Source organism: Microcoleus sp. AT8-B5 (assembly GCF_036705565.1).
GTDB lineage: Bacteria > Cyanobacteriota > Cyanobacteriia > Cyanobacteriales > Microcoleaceae > Microcoleus.
On record NZ_JAUBUY010000011.1, the window covers coordinates 115,553 to 133,724 of the forward strand.

Annotated in this window: 15 protein-coding genes and 2 pseudogenes; 9 read left to right on the forward strand and 8 right to left on the reverse strand. The window is 47.6% G+C overall.

Annotated elements, in window-relative coordinates:
- Window positions 1–53: 53 nt before the first annotated feature.
- Both QUB39_RS10215 and QUB39_RS10220 read right to left on the reverse strand, forming a co-directional pair.
- The gene (locus QUB39_RS10215; RefSeq protein ID WP_006632034.1) at window positions 54–263 is read right to left on the reverse strand and encodes a hypothetical protein; all 210 of its coding nucleotides are present in this window, start codon (window positions 261–263) and stop codon (window positions 54–56) included.
- A 97-nt stretch (window positions 264–360) separates the two neighbouring features.
- Window positions 361–909, reverse strand: coding sequence for a DUF393 domain-containing protein (locus tag QUB39_RS10220; protein ID WP_333208836.1), 549 nt, complete (start codon window positions 907–909; stop codon window positions 361–363).
- Between the two features lie 297 nt (window positions 910–1,206).
- On the opposite strand from QUB39_RS10220, the pseudogene gltX reads away from it, so the two are divergent.
- Both gltX and QUB39_RS10230 read left to right on the forward strand, forming a co-directional pair.
- Window positions 1,207–2,649, forward strand: a pseudogene (gene gltX / locus QUB39_RS10225) (glutamate--tRNA ligase); the annotation flags it as partial.
- 366 nt (window positions 2,650–3,015) lie between these two features.
- Window positions 3,016–3,450, forward strand: a complete 435-nt coding sequence (locus QUB39_RS10230) for a CAAD domain-containing protein (protein ID WP_333055098.1) — start codon at window positions 3,016–3,018, stop codon at window positions 3,448–3,450.
- 142 nt (window positions 3,451–3,592) lie between these two features.
- On the opposite strand, the gene QUB39_RS10235 is transcribed toward QUB39_RS10230, so the two are convergent.
- Together QUB39_RS10235 and QUB39_RS10240 are read right to left on the reverse strand one after the other, a co-directional pair.
- On the reverse strand, window positions 3,593–7,246 hold the full coding sequence (locus tag QUB39_RS10235) for a CHAT domain-containing tetratricopeptide repeat protein (protein ID WP_333208838.1): 3,654 nt from the start codon (window positions 7,244–7,246) through the stop codon (window positions 3,593–3,595).
- A 620-nt stretch (window positions 7,247–7,866) separates the two neighbouring features.
- Window positions 7,867–9,138 carry an aspartate aminotransferase family protein gene (locus QUB39_RS10240; protein ID WP_333208840.1) on the reverse strand — a complete coding sequence of 424 codons (1,272 nt, stop codon included), beginning with the start codon at window positions 9,136–9,138 and terminating at the stop codon, window positions 7,867–7,869.
- Window positions 9,139–9,266: 128 nt separating this feature from the next.
- Here QUB39_RS10240 and QUB39_RS10245 point away from each other — a divergent pair, with 128 nt between their 5' ends.
- A complete protein-coding gene (locus tag QUB39_RS10245) occupies window positions 9,267–10,544 on the forward strand; it encodes a ribulose bisphosphate carboxylase small subunit (protein WP_333055063.1) in 1,278 nt (425 codons plus the stop codon).
- Between the two features lie 419 nt (window positions 10,545–10,963).
- Here the strand turns inward: QUB39_RS10245 and rbsK are convergent, their stop codons facing one another.
- Window positions 10,964–11,884, reverse strand: a complete 921-nt coding sequence (rbsK, locus tag QUB39_RS10250) for a ribokinase (RefSeq protein WP_333208842.1) — start codon at window positions 11,882–11,884, stop codon at window positions 10,964–10,966.
- Window positions 11,885–12,092: 208 nt separating this feature from the next.
- Here rbsK and nblR point away from each other — a divergent pair, with 208 nt between their 5' ends.
- The 4 genes from nblR to QUB39_RS10270 all read left to right on the forward strand — a co-directional run bounded on the left by nblR (window position 12,093) and on the right by QUB39_RS10270 (window position 14,454).
- On the forward strand, window positions 12,093–12,788 hold the full coding sequence (gene nblR / locus QUB39_RS10255; protein ID WP_333055065.1) for a response regulator transcription factor NblR: 696 nt from the start codon (window positions 12,093–12,095) through the stop codon (window positions 12,786–12,788).
- A gap of 135 nt (window positions 12,789–12,923) precedes the next feature.
- Window positions 12,924–13,454, forward strand: coding sequence for a DUF192 domain-containing protein (locus QUB39_RS10260; RefSeq protein ID WP_333055066.1), 531 nt, complete (start codon window positions 12,924–12,926; stop codon window positions 13,452–13,454).
- 457 nt (window positions 13,455–13,911) lie between these two features.
- Entirely contained in the window at window positions 13,912–14,226 is a 315-nt protein-coding gene (locus tag QUB39_RS10265) for a hypothetical protein (RefSeq protein ID WP_333055067.1), read from the forward strand.
- A 12-nt stretch (window positions 14,227–14,238) separates the two neighbouring features.
- Window positions 14,239–14,454, forward strand: a complete 216-nt coding sequence (locus QUB39_RS10270; protein ID WP_015179531.1) for a DUF2949 domain-containing protein — start codon at window positions 14,239–14,241, stop codon at window positions 14,452–14,454.
- A gap of 55 nt (window positions 14,455–14,509) precedes the next feature.
- Here the strand turns inward: QUB39_RS10270 and QUB39_RS10275 are convergent, their stop codons facing one another.
- From QUB39_RS10275 to trpC, 3 genes are all read right to left on the reverse strand, one after another.
- Complete coding sequence (locus QUB39_RS10275) at window positions 14,510–15,667, reverse strand: alanine--glyoxylate aminotransferase family protein (RefSeq protein WP_333055068.1); 1,158 nt, start codon at window positions 15,665–15,667, stop codon at window positions 14,510–14,512.
- A gap of 84 nt (window positions 15,668–15,751) precedes the next feature.
- A complete protein-coding gene (locus QUB39_RS10280; RefSeq protein ID WP_041623669.1) occupies window positions 15,752–15,997 on the reverse strand; it encodes a DUF5340 domain-containing protein in 246 nt (81 codons plus the stop codon).
- 349 nt (window positions 15,998–16,346) lie between these two features.
- Window positions 16,347–17,246, reverse strand: coding sequence for an indole-3-glycerol phosphate synthase TrpC (trpC, locus tag QUB39_RS10285; protein WP_333055070.1), 900 nt, complete (start codon window positions 17,244–17,246; stop codon window positions 16,347–16,349).
- 85 nt (window positions 17,247–17,331) lie between these two features.
- On the opposite strand from trpC, the pseudogene QUB39_RS10290 reads away from it, so the two are divergent.
- Both QUB39_RS10290 and QUB39_RS10295 read left to right on the forward strand, forming a co-directional pair.
- Window positions 17,332–17,751, forward strand: a pseudogene (locus tag QUB39_RS10290) (element excision factor XisH family protein).
- Window positions 17,736–18,128, forward strand: a complete 393-nt coding sequence (locus QUB39_RS10295; RefSeq protein WP_333141586.1) for a XisI protein — start codon at window positions 17,736–17,738, stop codon at window positions 18,126–18,128. The pseudogene QUB39_RS10290 and the gene QUB39_RS10295 overlap by 16 nt, the downstream one beginning before the upstream one ends.
- The last annotated feature ends 44 nt before the right edge of the window (window positions 18,129–18,172 follow it).

The following is an 18,172-nucleotide window of genomic DNA, read 5'->3' on the forward strand; positions in this document are numbered from 1 at the left end:
AACTTAATTTAACTAATTCCTTTCTCCCACGGACGATCGACTCCCAGCAGCGATCAAAGGTGCGAGGAAATAAACGGTCGGGCTATCTGATATGTCAAAACCAGGACGATGGGCACGAGAATCGGAATCGCCACAAGTAGTCCCCATTTGCCAAACCTAAGTTTTTGACCGTCGGATTTGAAGAGGAAAATCACAGCGGCAATTCCCATAAGTATCCAGAGACCACCGAAGCCCATGAAGACTGTATAGCCTGCATCTTGCATTTTTTTTGACCTTTAATAGTAGTCCATCTTTAATGTTACTTGCAGTCTGTTTCTGCTGACATTTTCTGATAGACCGATCGCACTTATTAAATATGACTCATTTCGAGTTGGGTTGGCAGCGGCCCTGACTTTCGCACTCGATCCGCTGAGTTCGATCGCTCATAATTGTTGCTAAATCCGGCCTTCCCGTCAGCATCAGCCGCCAGTGGGCCCAAATTCCGTACAGCCAATTGGCGATCGCCCCGATCGCTGGTAACTTAGTCACAGCATAAACCCAGCCCATCCCTAAAATCTCGTAGGTGCGGCGAAAAACCTCCACATTTTTAATTGCCGTACCGTCGGGTAACACCGCGTGAATCCGCCCCATCGCCGTTTCGTAGTCGATTCCGCCGTGGACCTTCGGGTTGTAGCCATCATCCGCAATATCCACAAACGACACTAAGCCTCGCCCCGCGTCCTGTTTTTTCAAGAAATTAACCTCTCGCACGCACAGAGGACATTCACCGTCGTACAGTAACTCAATCTGCCAAGCAGGCGCAGCAGACTCGGCTGAGGGCGCAACAGATTCGGAAAACTCGGTTTTAGCAGCAGACATAGGGAAATATATTTTAATGTCGTCGATCGCACACAAACATTTTACAAGCATCAATAGTTATCAGGTGCGCCTTCGGTACTCCTAAAGCAGTTATTTGTGGTGTGAAAAATAGTCCCAAAGGTGAATCCAGTCTTGGCCACCCGCAAGCTATTATCATCAAGATGCCCTCTCCTGCCTTGCCGGAGACCGTAGCCCGATCGCTCGATAGTCGAATATCAAACAAATCGAGGCAAAGTACCTGCCAAGCACAACTATTAAGTCGGCAACAAAATATAATAAAATTTGAAGTCTTAAACATCAGCAAATCGCCCAACCAGCAAATCGCCCAATCTAAAAGCAAAAATCTACATGAATGTCAGAGTCCGTCTAGCCCCCAGTCCCACCGGAAACCTACACATCGGTACCGCCAGAACCGCCGTATTCAACTGGCTGTTTGCCCGCAACCAAGGCGGCCAATTCATCCTGCGGGTAGAAGACACAGACGTAGAACGTTCTAAAAGCGAATACACCGATAACATCCTCGAAGGACTCACCTGGCTGGGTATGAACTGGGACGAAGGCCCGAGTTTTCAGTCCCAGCGTCTGGAAATATACCGCCAAGCAGTCCAAACCCTTCTAGACAATGGACTCGCCTACCGCTGCTACACCACGTCGGAAGAACTCGACGAAATGCGGGAAGCACAAAAAGCCAACAAACAAGCCCCCCGCTACGACAATCGGCACCGCAACTTGACAAGCAAAGAGCGCGCAGCTTTTGAAGGCGAAGGGCGACAAGCTGTGATTCGGTTTATCATCGACGACGATCGCACAATTTCTTGGAACGACATGGTGCGCGACACCGTAACCTGGAAAGGTAGCGACCTCGGCGGCGATATGGTGATTGCCCGTGCATCCAGCGGCGGCGTCATCGGCCAACCCCTCTACAACCTCGCCGTAGTTGTCGATGACATCGACATGGGCATCACCCACGTCATCCGCGGCGAAGATCACATCGGCAATACTCCGAAACAAATATTGCTGTACGAAGCTTTGGGCGCGACAATCCCAGAATTTGGCCACACGCCGCTGATTTTAAACTCCCAAGGACAAAAGCTTTCTAAACGCGACGGCGTAACCTCGATTTCTGACTTCAAAGATATGGGCTACCTGCCCGAAGCTTTAGTTAATTACATGACTTTGCTCGGTTGGACTCCGCCGGATTCAACGCAGGAAATATTTACACTGTCGGAAGCAGCAGAATTATTTACATTCTATCGAGTCAACAAAGCCGGTGCAAAATTTGATTGGGATAAACTCAATTGGCTAAACAGTCAATACCTGCACAAAATGCCAGTGCCGCAATTGACAGATTTGCTGATACCTTATTGGTGGCAGAAAGGCGGTTATGAGTTTGACTCAGAGGCCGATCGCCCTTGGCTCGAACAAATAGCTGCTTTAATCGGCCCGAGTCTCGTTCGCTTAACCGATGCTGTGGATATGTGCAAGGTTTTCTTCTCCACCACGGTGGAATACGAAGAAGAAGCACTCGCACAGTTGCAGCAACCAGGGGCTGCACAGGCTTTACAAGCAGTTGTAGAAGCGATGGAAAGTCATTCATCCCTGACATCAGCGGAAGCTCAGAAAATCACTAAAAAGCTCAGTAAAGAGAAAACTCTTAACAAAGGGCTAATTATGCGATCGCTCAGAGCCGCTCTGACAGGTGCAATGCACGGCCCCGACCTGATAGAATCTTGGGTAATCCTTCACCAGCGAGGAACGGCTAAAACCCGTTTGCTTGATGCCATTAGCAACTTGAATTTGCCTGGTGTTGGTGTGGCGGCCGAAACTCCAACCCCAGAACAACCAAACGCAGAAACAGTCGCCGAAACCCCTGCTACAGAACAGCCAGCAGTCGAAACACCGATTGTTGAAACAGCAGCGGCCGAGGTGACAGCAGTCGAAATATCGCCTGTGGAAACAGTCGAAATATCGCCTGTGGAAACAGTCGAAATATCGGCTACCGAAATACCCGGAACGGAGGTTTTAGCAGTCGAAATATCGCCTGTGGAAACAGCCGGCACCGAGGTTTCAGCAGTCGATATTTCGGCAGTTGAAACAGCCGCAGCAGCAGTTGAAATACCTGCAGCCAACCAGCAAAAAACTATTGCGAGTGGAGAAATGACTTCATCAAACGAACCAGAAACAACCGTTATCATCACCGAAATTCCTGCCGGAAATGAAGCAGACAGTTCCAGCGGTACAACAAAAGTCATAATTACCGAAGAACCGCCAAGTCAGGGCCAGCAGATCAAAGAACAAATTATCTCAATTTTGTCCGAGTTTCCCGCTTACATCGGCAGCTTTTACGAGCAGTACAAAAGTCCCCTGACTGTTATCGGTGTAATTATAGCCTCGATTGTCTCTTTGAAAGTGCTTTTGGGCGTAATAGATGAACTCAACGACATCCCCTTGCTAGCACCGACATTCGAGCTAATTGGTATCGGATACACCGGGTGGTTTGTCTACCGCTATTTGCTGCGATCGTCCAACCGGCAACAATTAGGTCAAGAAATTCAAGCATTGAAAGAACAAGTTTTCGGCAAAAAGTCCTAAACTTTTGCGGGTAGTTTGTTGAATTTGTGCCCGACATTGATAACTTTAAATAAGTTGTTAGTGTCGGGTTTTTAAATGACTAATAACTGTTGACTGTTGACTGTTGACTGTTGACTGATGACTAATCACTAATCACTAATAACTAAACCCCAGCCGCCGTAAAAGCCGCCCAATAATAAGGATTAGCAAAAGGATAGGGTTTGCGGTTGCGAATTTGCTGCAAAGAAGCCTCCGCAATCAGACGAGAACTTTGAGAAAGCCGATCGAACATTTGCGAAATTTGAGGTTGAAAATCCGCCAGCAACACCTCCAATTCCTCGCTAGTCAAATCCCGCAGCCACCTTTGAGCGTCCCCCAGGGCGATCGCCACATCTCCCACCTGCAACCGAGAAAACCGTCCCAGATTTTCATAAAACTTGCTCGTCAGCAGCAGCGTAGAAACATCATTCACCTTCCAAAGACTGCTAACCACACTAGACGTGCCAGCATACAACAAACCCGCCGACAAACCCACAAAATCTCCTCCAGCACCGCTAACTCCGCCAGCGGCAATTTCGCAACCAGATAAAGTAACTAAAAAATATTGTCTAAAATCCAGATTTAAAATTTCCTCCAAACTCAGAGAATCATTCCTCAAAAACACTGCAGATTTCAGTGGCCAAGCCAAATTAAGCAAACTAAAACAAGCAAAATGAGCGCATTTTTTCTGCTGCCAATGCCCTATTTCTTGGGGCAAATCCCCATTATTAGCAGACATTTCTTGGGAAAAAGCCTCTTTAATTGCCGGCTTATGGCGCACAACTTCTGTACTGGCAAAATACTGGGAAATAGTGCCGATTTCAATGTTGCTGTAGAACGCATCTCTGGTGAAAGTTGGAATGGCCAAAAGCTGCTGCAAACGGGGTCTGTACCGACCAATAGCCGCTCCGTGTGCACTTTGTCTCAACAGCAATAGCTGACAGCTAGGAGCATAGCGAATTCCTCCGGCAAATCGATCGATCAAATAAGTAGCAGGCGCTGCAACATCGCCAAAAGACGAACTTTGAGAAAAATCCGAAAGGCTGTAGGTTTCCACCTCAAAACCGCTGCGATCGCTCCACCCAGACCTAAAAATTCCCCCACCATCCTCAAACCCGTCTCTCCCCCCCAGAGGCAAAGCGTGGAGCGGCAAAGCGTGCAAAAATCGGTGCGGCACAAAAATCAGCCGATCGCAATTATCGGGAATCAGCGCCACCACTCGATCGATTTCCAGCATCGTAGCCAAGCGTTTGAGGCGAGTCTGGAGATGATTGATCCAGCGACCTTTTTGTTCAGAATAAGCGGTGAGGTACTCCTGGCCCCAACTTTCGGCAGCCAAAGCATTTTCCGGCGAACACAGGTGAACGGCGGGATATTGTTCACTCTTTACCACCACAAAAGCAACCAGCAACTCTCCCAAACTCGCCCACACCACAGCAGCGCAATTGTCATCAGGCAACAATTGGCGAATTTGCTCGAAAGCGATCGGTTCAACTTTGTGAGCTAGGCTGAAGAAAGGGTCGTTTGCCTGCACCTCCCGCGCAATCAACCTATCAAACTGCTTCCACAATTGATTTAAGTGCATGAAGTCCAAGTTCGGCATTAGAGAACCGCTGTTCAAACCTTGGCTATCGCCCTCAGAAATCAAAGTCGTGTTCGGCTCAGGTTCTCCCTCTTCTTGGTGCCGCTGTTCCCCTGCTATTTCCAGTTGCAGCGACTCCAACTCGCTTCGCACCGCTGCAGGAATTTCGGCTTTCGGAGTCAAGTGGCATTTAAGCAGCAGTTCTACCAAATTCCGATTTTTGTGGCGTTCGGCGTATTCCAGAGCCTTAGCGTAATATTCAGGTTGGCTGGCGCCTAGTTCCAGGCAAACTTGCACCAGGCATTTATAGAGTCCAGCCCAGGTGCGGGTTAATTTGACTTTTGCGGTACTCGTCCGTGAAGCGTAGCTATCCCGTAGGGAATCGCCAAAATCGACTGTATCAACCCCAACTTCGCAGCGCAAGAATTCAACAGTATCGACAGCAGCAGTAAAAACCCCGTAAGCGCGAAGCAAGTCGCCTCGAACTCGGTAAGCTTGACCCAAATAAAATAAAATTTCAGCCCAGCGGTGGGGATAGGTTTCGCGAGTGTAGACTTGGGTGGCGCTGTGATAGCAGCCGATCGCGCTTTCCATGTGCGACAAGTTTTCCGCCTCCGTCAGTTGCGAATAAGCCCTACCGAGATAAATTTGCAGCATTGCCCAGCGGTTGGGATATGCCTGCCTGGTGTAGACTTCGCCCGCATTTTGATAGCAGGCGATCGCGCTTTTGAGGTTGCGATTTTTTTCCCCTTTCACGTGTTCGCAGAAAGCGCGGCCGAGGTAGGCACACAGCATGGCCCAGCGTTCGGGAGTTTTTTGGCGGTTGCAAAAGAGCAAAGCATTTTGATAGCAGGCGATCGCCATTTCCATATTTTCGGCTTTTTCCCCTTTCACCCGCCGACTGTAGATCCTACCGAGGTAAGTTTGGATCGAAGCCCAGACTTCGGGAAATTTGATGCGGGTGTAGACTTGTAAAGCATTTTGATAGCAGACGATCGCCATTTCCAAATTTTCCACCGGATCGCCTTTGATGCGATCGACAAACACCCGGCCCAAATTCCTTTGAGTCGTCGCCCACTGCTGCGGAAAAGCTTCCCGAGTCCGCACCTGCAAAGCTCTCTGATAGCACGTAACCGCGTATTCGAGATTTTCAGCTCGGTTGCCCCGCAGCAACTCGCAGTAAGCATTTGCCAAATTATTTTGAGTTGTGGCCCAACGCCGGGGAAACACCTTGCGGTTGTAGACTTGCAAAGCATTTTGGTAGCAAGCGACTGCCAGTTCCAGATTTTGGGCTCGGTTGCCCTGCAGTCGCCGACTGTAAGCACGGCCGAGATTGTTTTGAGTGCTCGCCCACTCTTCCCCAAAAGTTTCGCGGGTGCGAACTTGCAGCGCGTTTTGATAGCAGGCGATCGCGTGTTCTAGATTGTCTGCCGGATCTCCCCTGAGACGCTCGCTGTAAGCGTTGCCCAGATTATTTTGCAGCGTCGCCCACTGTTCCGGGTACTGTTCGGGCGTGCGTACTTGTAGGGCATTTTCAAAGCAAGCGATCGCCTGTTCGATATTTTGAGCCTTATCACCTTTGGGGCGATCGCTATAAGCGTTGCCCAGATTGTTTTGCATCACCGCCCATTCTTGGGGAAAGTCTTTGCGGGTAAACACCTTAGCAACTGTTTCGTAACCTGCAATTTCGATTTCCAAGTTATTAGCCTTGCTGCCGAGGGGAAACCGCCCAATTTTGTTGCTCAGATTGCCGATTAACGCTGCAATGCGCCTTCTCTCGGATTCTTTGGCAGCAGAAAACACCAAATTTGCCCAGCAGCGCAGCAGTTCTGCGAAATTCTGGTCGAGTTTGTCTAAATTGTTTCTCAGCAGCGAGTACAGGTGCTGCGAATCAGCGCCGCGCGCCACTGCTTGCAATACTTCTGCTAAAAAAGCCAGATATGCTGCCCCGGTTGCGGGCAATTTATAATTCCCTTTTGCAGATTCTAAGGGTGCGATCGCCCTTTGGAAAAATTTTGCAGCTTTCAGCAAGCTTTCTCGCGTCAGCGCCACTTCTTCCACATAAAGCGTTTGCACGAACCCAAAGTCGATCGATTTTGAGTCAGTCCTCAAAATCAAATCTATTCCTAAGTCCACAGGATTTTCCAGCAGCGCTTGGAGCATATTAACATCAGTTTTGCGACGCTGTTCATCCATCGTGCATTCCGCCGAATTATTAACGATAGGATCGCTGCTTCTGTGCAGCAATTAAATCACTTCCTGGTTTAAATTTCAATCTCTAACCGGAGGTACGAGTCGCCCAGGGGATTAAACCAACCTGATTTTTCCACCATACACATTGCCACAACGTATTTGCTTAAAAAAACAGGCTTCGGCACAAGTCTTAAACTTAACAAACCCGCCCCGACAGACGTGCAGCGGGGCGGGTTTAATTTTACCCTGATAGATTTTAGACTAAGAAAGCCGATTTCTGGGAAACTATTGGGTGTGATAACGAGAAATCTGGTAAAGAAACCGGCTTTCTGAGGAATAGTGGGTCTAGATATGGCAATCGCCATTGGTATCAAATTAAGCCTGAAACCCCTGATAAATGTCGCTTTTAGGCAAAGTCTAGATCCCCCTAAATCCCCCTTAAGAAGGGGGACGAAAGAGAATACTCCTGTCCCACCCCCTACTCCCTTTATTAAGGCAGGCGCCAGGGTGATCTGGCCTTAATAGTCAAACATCAGTCTATAAATGGGTTTGACGTTAAGTTGACACCAATGGGCAATCGTTAGTTACAGCGCTACAGCTAACACAAATCAACTCCGTAGATTTTACTGTACCGCTTGAGAGCGCAAGGCTGACTCCACGGCCTGCAGAGCTCGATCGACTTCAGCAGCAGTGACAATCAGCGGCGGGACAAATCTCAGCACTTTCGGCCCTGCTGGAACCAACAAAACTCCTGCGGCGATGGCAGATTTGACAATATCAGCGGATGTAAGTTCGATGTCAGCTTGCAATTCCATCCCGACAATCAAACCCCAGCCCCGCACCTCGGCAATTAAATGCGGATATTCAGCCGCCAACTTGTTGAGCCCTGCTTTCAACTGTTCCCCGCGCTGCTGCACGTTTTCTAGAAGGTTTTCCCGTTCCAAAGTTTGGCAAACGCACAAAGCAACAGCGCAAGCAAAAGGATTGCCGCCGAAAGTGCTGGCGTGACTTCCCGGTTCAAATACATCGCAGGCAGATTTGCACAGCATAGCGCCGATCGGGATACCGCCGCCCAATCCTTTGGCAGATGTAAAGATATCCGGTTCAATGCCGAGGTTTTCGTAGCCCCAGTATTTGCCACTGCGTCCCATCCCGACTTGCACTTCGTCGAGAATCAGCAAAATGCCTTTTTCGTCGCAAATTTCCCGAATTCGCTGGAAGTAGGCGATATCTCCGGGGCGAACTCCGCCTTCGCCTTGCAGCGCTTCCAACATAATTGCAGCTACTTGGCGTTCGTCTTTGTCGAGTTGCTCGATCGCACTTTCGATCGCACTAATATCGTTGTAGGGCACATAGTGAAATCCGGGAACCAAAGGGCTAAAACCCTTCTGGTATTTAGGCTGTCCCGTGGCCGTAATTGTCGCCAAAGTCCGCCCGTGGAAACTCGCAACGGCGGTAATGATTGTCGGATTCGAGATATTTAATTTTTCGTGGGCGTATTTGCGGGCGAGTTTAATTGCCGCTTCATTAGCTTCCGCGCCGGAGTTGCAAAAGAAGGCTCTGTCCGCGCAAGAATGGTCTACAAGCCACTTCGCCAGCTCGCCCTGTACGGGGATGTAATAAAGGTTAGAAACGTGGTGCAGGGTCTGAATTTGCTGAGTTACCGCTGCAATCATTGCCGGGTGGGCGTGTCCGAGAGTGCAGGTAGCAATACCAGCCACAAAATCGAGATATTCGCGGCCCTCGGTATCCCAAACGCGGCAGCCCAGGCCCCGTTCTAGGGCGATCGCAAAACGCCCGTAAGTTGTCATTACATAGCTGTCGAAGCTCTCAGAACTGAAGAGACTGGCTTCGGCTTGCACGCTTGGTTCTTTTAATAAGGTTTCTGGACTCACGAATCGCTCCTTAACACATAATATGTAGACCTCGATTGTACGGTAAAAATCCAGGTTAGCGGTGCAGGCTGTTAGTTTTGTCATAAAATCATAACAGTAACCTCAATTAATCCATTACAAATCTACTGATGAGTTATTACATTTCTCCTAACTTTCTCGATAAAGTTGCGGTGCACGTCACTAAGAACTTTTTAAATTTACCAGGGGTAAGAGTTCCCCTAATTTTGGGAATTCATGGCCGCAAAGGAGAAGGCAAAACTTTTCAAACCGAACTGGTTTTTCGGCGGATGGGCTTTGAACCGGTGATGATATCTGGTGGGGAATTAGAAAGCCCGGATGCAGGAGATCCGGCGCGTTTAATTCGCTTGCGCTACCGGGAAGCTGCGGAGCAAATTAGGGTGCGGGGCGAGATGTGCGCTATCTTTATTAACGATTTGGATGCTGGTGCGGGCAGGTTCGATACTACTACTCAATATACTGTCAATACTCAGATGGTCAATGCGACTCTGATGAATATTGCTGATAATCCAACTAACGTGCAGTTACCGGGAAGTTATGACAGTACGCCGCTGCACCGAGTGCCGATTATTGTCACCGGAAATGATTTTTCTACGCTGTACGCGCCGCTGATTCGCGACGGGCGGATGGAAAAGTTTTATTGGGAACCCAGCCGGGATGATAAAATTGGCATTGTTGGGGGAATTTTTGAGTCGGACAAATTGTCAAAAACCGATATTGTGGCGTTAGTCGATAATTTTGCCGATCAGGCGATCGACTTTTTTAGTGCTTTGCGATCGCGCATTTATGACGAACAAATCCGCGAATTCATTCACAAAGTAGGAATCGAGCGAGTTTCCAAGCGTTTGGTAAACACTTTGGAAGCAGCGCCAGATTTCCATAACCCGAATTTCAGCCTAGCTCATTTATTAGAAATGGGTAGTTTGATGGTGGGTCAACAAAAGCGGATTAAGGAAATGCGCTTAGTAGATGAATACAACCAATCGCGCCTGTTCAACGTTCAAGGAACCCCCAATGCCCCTGCTGCTGCGCCCACGCAAAGTGAATTAAACGACCCGTCATCCAAATATTATAAGGCTTACGTTGAGCCAAGTTCTGAAGCGGGTAACGGTCATGGGGCGCGGCTGAGTTCCGAGGTATTGGAACAAGTAAAGCAGTTGTTAGCAAGAGGCTGCAAAATTGGCATGGAATATGCAGATAATCGCCGATTTAAAACTGGTTCTTGGCAAAGTTGCGCGACGATTAAAACTGCACAGGAAAAAGATGTGGTTGCATCTTTAGAAACTTGTTTGGCGGAACACGGCGGCGAATACGTGCGGCTGATTGGTATCGATCCAAAAGTTAAGCGGCGCGTAGTTGAAACAATTATTCAGCGCCCGAATGGTTAAAGTTAAAGTCCGCCAGGGAATGAATTCCCTGTCTAATAGCTAAAGTCCTCGCTATGAGGACTAATGAGTTTAAAAATTTTTATTCTCATATCATGTCCGGTTGGATTGGAATGATTAAACCGCAGAGTACGCAGAGAACGCAGAGGAAGAGAACAGAGAGATGAATACAGGACGATGCTAACGGATTTGATATCAGTCCTCTTGAGAGGACTTTAGCTTTGAGGCAGGGGTTTCAACCCCTGTCGGACTGTCGGACTATCGGTTTAATGTTAAGTTGATACCAATGAAGACAGTTGTGTCCCTACAGGCAATATCTTCTTTATCTCGCCCTAAACTACAGGACAGACAGAGATTATGCAAACCAGCGGCGAATTAGCTTTACAAGTTAAAGTAGGGTGCGCCTTCGGCACCTGACAAATTCAAATTAAATTCTGCAAAAATTTATCAAAAGTTGCCCGATCGCACATAGCAACTTGAGCACCCACTTTAGTTGTGCACAGAGCCCCCGCTGCTGCGCCCCACCGCACCGCCTCTGACAAGGAAAGACTGGCATCTAATGCAGAGGCCAAACCGCCGTTAAAAGCATCGCCAGCAGCCACAGTGTCGATCGCCTCCACAGCAAAAGCCGGTACAAAAAAGGTTTCATCCGCCGTAACAGCAACAGCCCCGCGATCGCCCAATTTGACAATAACATTCTTGACCCCACGCTCCTGCAAGTGTTTGGCAGCTACAATCGCTGTTTCGGTGTCATTCACCCGAAAACCGACTAACTGGCCCGCTTCCACTTCATTCGGCGTGATAATGTCAATTAGCGGATAAAGTTCCAGTGGCAAATCCGCCCTAGCCGGTGCTGGATCGAGAATAACTCGCACGCCCGCTTGACGAGCAGCTTTCGCAGCTTTTTGGACAACTTCCAGGGGAATTTCTAACTGTAACAGCAAAGATGTAGCTCCTGTTAACAGTTTTTTGAGACGTTCTATATCTGCTTCACCGACATTGTTATTCGCGCCCGGAATCACAATAATATTATTTTGACCTGTCTCGTCTACGGCGATAATTGCCACCCCTGAATGAGTGTTTTGGTCTATTAATACATTGTCTGTACTTAAACCATAAGATTGTAAATTTGTCAATAATTCTTCAGCAAATTTATCGTTGCCGACGCGGCCGATGATGTGGGTGGAAGTGCCGAGACGGGCGGCCGCTACGGCTTGATTTGCTCCTTTGCCGCCGCCGGCTGTGAAAAAATTGCTACCGATGATAGTTTCCCCTGGCTGCGGCAACCGGGGAGTTTTTGCTGCTAGGTCGATGTTGATACTGCCGAATACGATGATGGTCATAGGGCATGGGGCAAACAGGGCATCGGGAATTGTAACTAACAAATCACAGGACTTACCCAAAGAAACCGGGTTTCTCTGAAAAATCTTTGCTTTCTCAACTAGAGATATACGAAGAAACCCGGTTTCTGGCCTCGACGTGCGTCCAAAACTAAAATAACCAATAACAAATAACGTGCTAGAACAGTTATGGTCTCCATCGGTCAATTCAATGGCTGCAATTACTCTCGATCGCAATCCCTGTGTCCTGCTAGTTGAAACAGACGAAGTTCTCGCCGGACACTTGAGTCTCGACTTAAAATCCTCCGGCTACGAACCGGTAGTGGCTTCTAATACCGCCACAGGCCAACATTTAGCCCGTGAATTGCAGCCAGCTTTGATTGTAATCGATCGCATACTTGGCGCTGAGTCGGGGCTGTCACTGTGTTCTCACCTCAGAAGTATTGGCAATCGGGTGCCGGTGCTGCTATTGGTCGGTCGCGATACAGTTGACGATCGCGTAGCTTGTCTGGAAGCTGGGGCGGATGATTATTTTCTTAAACCTTACCGCACTGAGGAATTTTTGCAGTTGGTGCGCTTGTATTTGCAGCCGGATAACACCAGCAACGAACAATTGAGGTTTGGCGATTTAGTTTTGGATTTGGCCTCTAGGCGGGCATTACGCAATGGACGGGCGATCGACCTGACGATGAAGGAATATGAGCTGCTAAAGTATTTGATGGAACATCCCCGCGAGGTTCTGACTCGGGAACAAATTCTGGAAAATGTTTGGGGTTACGACTTTTTGGGTGAGTCGAATGTAATTGAGGTTTACATCCGCTATCTGCGGCTCAAGATTGAAGATGAGGGCGAAAAGCGTTTGATTCAGACGGTGCGCGGTGTTGGCTATGTGATGCGGGAAGCTTGAAGAAGTCATTAGTCATCAGTCATTTGTCATTTGTCATTAGTCAGTGGTCATTAGTCATTAGTCAACAATGCCCATGCCCCATGCCCTATGCCCCATGCCCCATCTAAAATCTAAAATCTAAAATCTAAAATAATTATGAGTTATTTAACTAATTTGCTCGGTATTGGAGTAAGTATATTTTTGCTGGGATGTTCGCCGACTTTACCGATCGCGAATGCTGGTGCTACTGGTATTTTGGCGGCTGAGTCTCCTACGGCGATAACATCGGGTCAAGTGCTGCCTGTTTCTGCTAGAGCTCGGATAGGCGATCGCCCCATCGAACTCGAAGTGGCGAAAACACCGGAACAGCAGGCTATGGGTTTAATGTACAGAACTTCTTTGCCGGATGACAGAGGAATGCTGTTTGAGTTTAAACCGGCGCGACGGGTCAATTTTTGGATGAAAAATTGCAAGATTTCTCTGGATATGATTTTTGTCCGGGATGGGGTGGTTGAGGCGATCGAAGTTTCTGCACCTCCTTGTACTGCCGATCCTTGTCCTACCTACGGGCCCAATACTGCTGTCGATCGAGTTATTGAACTCCGGGGCGGGCGGGCTGCTGAACTCGGTGTCAAAAAGGGCGATCGTATTGAAATCGAGTTTTTTAACGAAAACCTCGATCGATAAACAATCCCCCGGTTTCCATCGCCCAGAGATCCCCCTGCCTTGGGAATACCGGAGAAAATTTAGAAACTTTACAAAAATTGATAAAATCTATTAGAATATTAATGTAAGATTCAGTACAAACACCGGAAGATTTGCTACGATGTCGATCTCAGTCAGTCAGGACTTGAGCTTGTTTCCGGAAGCTGTAGATGGTTGGTCGCAGGTATGAGACGAGTCAGCGACTCGTTACCAATCCTGAGAGACGATACTCAGCCTCAAGGTGTAGCAACACGAAAAGAAATTCTCTGGAAGTTCTGGCGATCGAGCTAAATCTACTAAACCTATCTAAAGTAATATGCTACGAGCCAAGTTAATTGGCGGTAATTGGCAAACTTAACTTCTGGTAGCAGTTTTGGGTTTGATCGAAATATCTAACTAATTTTGCCGAAGTAGATTTGCGGATTCTGCATTTCGGCAGATGAAGTTAAACTCTGAACTTGGTTTAGTAGTTTTAGGTAGCAGAATTTATTCTGATTCGCGCTGCAGAGATGCCGAGGTATTCAGTTTAGGTTCGATCGCGATTACCAGTCGATCGGGCAGACATCAGCAAAATTGCAAAACCTTTCACTTTTTGGGAAAGGTTAGCTTTACAGTATCACTCAGCATTACGTTTGGCAGTTCAACCGCTAATAGCGTTTTAAAAGCTATCCACGGTAACAAGACAAATTTAAAACTGGCTTATTACTCATCACAAACATCAGGTTCACATCAGAAAATGGTGTCCTATACTTAGAGGTGAAATCACATGGCACCCGCTAAATACACTCGATTGATTCGATTTTTACAAGAAGATTTGGCAATTTCGCCCGCGTCAATTGCTGTCGCCGAACGTGTCGGCGATAACAAACAGCGGCAGCGCGATAGAGACCCGAATTCCTTGCCGATGGTTCTGTGGCAATACGGTTTAGTCACTCTCGAACAGTTAGATAAAATCTTTGATTGGTTATCCGAAGCATATTAAAAGGATTTTAGATTTTAGAGATAATCCAAAATCTAAAATCCTTTAACAACTGAGATTAGGATTCAGCCAAGAATTTGGCAGCCGCGGCAACGCCGGCCCCCGGAGTGTAGCCTTCATGACCCAATTCGCTCAGCACAACTTCTAAAGAGGAAATTGCTGCTAGAATATCGCGATCGCACACAAAGCCCAAATGACCGATTCGGAAGATTTTACCTTTCAAATGGTCTTGTCCGTCGGCGAGAGCAATGTCAAATCTCTTTCTCATCAAAGTCCGCACTTTTTGAGCATCTACGGATTCTGGCGGCATCACCGAAGTAATCGCAGGGCTGGCGGCATCGTCAGCAGCAAACAACGGCAAACCTAAAGCTTTTACAGCAGCGCGAGTAGTTGTCATCAACCGTTTGTGTCGCGCGAAAACATTTTCCAACCCTTCTGTTTTCATCATCTGCAGCGATGCTTGCAGGGCAAAAAACATATTGACAGGAGGAGTAAAAGGAGTGGTATTTTTGGCTGCGTCTTTGCTATATTTGCCCAAATCCAAATAATAGCGGGGCAGTTTCGCAGTTTTGTAAGCTTCCCAAGCTTTGGGACTGACGGCCACAAAACCCAAACCTGGAGGAATCATGTAAGCTTTCTGAGAACCCGAAGCAATGACATCGATGCCCCAAGCGTCCATCGGAATATTGACAGCGCCTAAGCTAGTGACAGCATCGACCATAATTAAAGCTTCACCGTGGGCCTTAACGTGGCGGTTGATGGTTTCGAGGTCGTTGAGGACGCCGGTGGAGGTTTCCGAGTGGGTGATGATGACAGCTTTGATTTGCTTCTCTGTATCTGCTTCTAGTTTTTCGCGGAAGTTTTCGGGGTCTAAAGGTTGGCCCCACTCGGCTTTAATAATTTCGGCGTTTAAACCGTAAGCTTCGGCGACTTCAGCCCAACGTTCGCCAAATTTGCCGTTGCATCCGACTAAAACTCGATCGCCCGCACTCAAGAAATTAATTATCCCAGCTTCCATCGCGCCGGTACCAGAAACCGTTAAACTCAGCACGTCACTTTTGGTTTGGTGCAGCCATTTCAAGTTTTCGGTACATTCTGCAAAAATCGCGTCAAATTCCTTGCTGCGGTGGCCCATCGGGTGTTTTGCCATCGCTAACAATGCCGCTTCAGGCACCGGCGTCGGGCCCGGAATCATCAGCATTAATTTGTTGTCCATGAATATTGTCCTAAGTTTTCCTGTGGGAGTTCTATAGAATAAATCAAATACGATACGATACGTCGCGTCGATACTCTAAGTTTTTTAACTTTTAACTCCCTTGTGGTTAATTTCATTTAGAGACCAGCGATGTTCTACCGCTAAGTTCGATCGCTCGCAGCTTTGTTCTAATTGCTTTTGAATGGCAAGGGCTTTACGCAATGTAATAATAAGTTGGTGAACTTGTTGCTGCTGCGGCGATTGTGGACTGACAGCAAACATCGTTTTGCGCTCTAACAATTGAAGTAGCAATTCATAATGAATGTACGAAGGAAGGGGGATTGGCTCCATGAAAGCTAACATACCTCAGCGAACCGATACCCCATTGCAATTGCATGAGGCATCACGGTGAACATTAGATGCCCGATTTTTTATTTGTTTTCTAACCGTCCAATAACCTCTGCTTTGCCGATCGAATATTCGGGGCTGGGGGCGTTGGACACGCTAAATCTTGCGATCGACAGGCTTACAGAATAGATTTAATTGCTTTCTGGCAAAATATTTCTATGCAATATAGCTTTCAGTGCTATTTCTTTTTTACAGTAGCGCTTGAGTCGATGCAGGCTAGAAATTCTCATTATTTACCTACTTAATCACTTTTTATCAGAATTAAGGGTGCTTTGTCAAGCGGTCTCGCCTTTCAGAGGCTCGGAGGGCGATCGGCAAGGGAGGCTAAAGCTGCACCCGGATCGGGCTGTTTGACCAGAGATTCGCCGATGAGGACGGCTTCGGCGCCTGCGGTGGCAAGTTTAGCTAGGTCGTCGGGAGTGTGGATTCCTGACTCGCTGACGATGAGGATGCCTTTTGCTTGGATTTCGGTTTGTCGATCGGCTAATAGTTGACCGGTAGTTTCTAGGCTGACGGAAAAGTCTGCTAGGTTGCGGTTGTTGATGCCGATTAGGCTGACGCCTTCTAGGGTTAATACTCGATCGAGTTCTTCGAGAGTGTGAACTTCTATTAAAGCTGTCATGCCCAATGTCTTGACAATTTTAACAAAGTATTGTAAGTCTTTGTCAGATAGAATGGCTGCGATTAACAATACAGCATCTGCGCCGTGAATCCGGGCAAGATAAATTTGGTAGGGATAGATAATAAACTCTTTGCAAAGTAAGGGCAAATCGACGGCGGCACGGATTTTAGCGAGGTTGTCGAAGCTGCCTTGAAAGAACTTTTCATCTGTGAGTACGGAGATGCAACTGGCGCCGTTTTGTTGGTAAGCTAGGGCGATCGCCACTGGGTCAAAATCTTCGCGAATTACGCCTTTGCTGGGGGAAGCTTTTTTGACTTCGGCGATGATAGCGGGTGTGGTTTTGCCGTTTTTAAGGGCGGCAAGAAAGTCGCGAGTAGGCGGTGCAAAGGGGAGTTTTTTGTGAAGTTCGGATAAGGGAGTGCGATCGCGCTTTTGGGCCACTTCAGCTTCTTTTTCCCAGACGATTTCTTCGAGGATGTGCTGGGGTTCGGCGTCGGGTACGGCGATTTGGTAGCTGAGGTAGAGTACGGAGACTGATGTGCTGGGGGGACGACGGCGGATTTGAAGCATGATAGGGGGATAAAGGGCGATCGTAACAAGTTTCAACGTATTATATAATGGTTACAGTAAATCCTCCTAGCCTGAGAGCTAATGCGTGCCAGCTAAAGATATTTATCACGATACAGTTAAGCGTGCCTTACAAAAAGATGGTTGGATAATTACTCACGATCCCTTTCCCCTGCAAATTGGTCGCAAGCGTTTATCTGCCGACCTGGGTGCAGAGCGTCTAATTAATGCCGAAAAAGGAACCTAAAAAATTGTTGTTGAGGTCAAAAGTTTTGTGGGACGATCGGATGTAAAAGATTTGGAACAGGCTTTGGGACAGTACGTTCTTTACCACCAAGTGCTTAATGAAATGCAGAGCGATAGAAAACTCTATCTTGCTATTCCTAAGCCTGCTTTTAAGAGCGTATTTACCATAGAACTAGGGCAAGTGTTATTAAAAAATCAAATTGTTAAACTGATTGTTTTTGATGTAAAAAGTGAGGAAATACTTCAATGGATACCCGATTGAGATACCAAGAAATTATCAAAAGCATACTTCAGGAACACGCTAAATACCGCAATACTATACCTGACGGCTATCATTCTCAACTGTTATTTGATGATGAACGGGGAGGATATTTAGTTTTGGATATTGGCTGGAATGATGACAATTACCTTCACGCCACACCAATCCACATCAATTTAATCGGCGATAAAATCTGGATTCAATATGATGATACCGAAGAAGGAGTGGCGACGGATTTACTGGCCGCCGGTGTTCCTAAAGAAGATATTGTACTCGGTTTTAGGCATCCTCAAGTGCGGCAGTACACTGAATTTGGAACTGGTTTGAGTGAGAAAGATGAAGAAATTGTTGCTGAATCTGCTGCTGTGCGATCGGCCTAAGTAGAGTACGGAGACGGATGTGCTGGGGGGACGGCAACGGATTT

What these genes read in the sequence shown, in the direction of transcription:
- QUB39_RS10215 (WP_006632034.1), bottom strand. Translation starts at nt 263, where the DNA reads ATGCAAGATGCAGGCTATACAGTCTTCATGGGCTTCGGTGGTCTCTGG.
- QUB39_RS10220 (WP_333208836.1), bottom strand. Translation starts at nt 909, where the DNA reads ATGCTTGTAAAATGTTTGTGTGCGATCGACGACATTAAAATATATTTC.
- QUB39_RS10230 (WP_333055098.1), top strand. Translation starts at nt 3,016, where the DNA reads ATGACTTCATCAAACGAACCAGAAACAACCGTTATCATCACCGAAATT.
- QUB39_RS10235 (WP_333208838.1), bottom strand. Translation starts at nt 7,246, where the DNA reads ATGGATGAACAGCGTCGCAAAACTGATGTTAATATGCTCCAAGCGCTG.
- QUB39_RS10245 (WP_333055063.1), top strand. Translation starts at nt 9,267, where the DNA reads ATGAGTTATTACATTTCTCCTAACTTTCTCGATAAAGTTGCGGTGCAC.
- rbsK (WP_333208842.1), bottom strand. Translation starts at nt 11,884, where the DNA reads ATGACCATCATCGTATTCGGCAGTATCAACATCGACCTAGCAGCAAAA.
- nblR (WP_333055065.1), top strand. Translation starts at nt 12,093, where the DNA reads ATGGCTGCAATTACTCTCGATCGCAATCCCTGTGTCCTGCTAGTTGAA.
- QUB39_RS10260 (WP_333055066.1), top strand. Translation starts at nt 12,924, where the DNA reads ATGAGTTATTTAACTAATTTGCTCGGTATTGGAGTAAGTATATTTTTG.
- QUB39_RS10265 (WP_333055067.1), top strand. Translation starts at nt 13,912, where the DNA reads ATGAAGTTAAACTCTGAACTTGGTTTAGTAGTTTTAGGTAGCAGAATT.
- QUB39_RS10270 (WP_015179531.1), top strand. Translation starts at nt 14,239, where the DNA reads ATGGCACCCGCTAAATACACTCGATTGATTCGATTTTTACAAGAAGAT.
- QUB39_RS10275 (WP_333055068.1), bottom strand. Translation starts at nt 15,667, where the DNA reads ATGGACAACAAATTAATGCTGATGATTCCGGGCCCGACGCCGGTGCCT.
- QUB39_RS10280 (WP_041623669.1), bottom strand. Translation starts at nt 15,997, where the DNA reads ATGGAGCCAATCCCCCTTCCTTCGTACATTCATTATGAATTGCTACTT.
- trpC (WP_333055070.1), bottom strand. Translation starts at nt 17,246, where the DNA reads ATGCTTCAAATCCGCCGTCGTCCCCCCAGCACATCAGTCTCCGTACTC.
- QUB39_RS10295 (WP_333141586.1), top strand. Translation starts at nt 17,736, where the DNA reads ATGGATACCCGATTGAGATACCAAGAAATTATCAAAAGCATACTTCAG.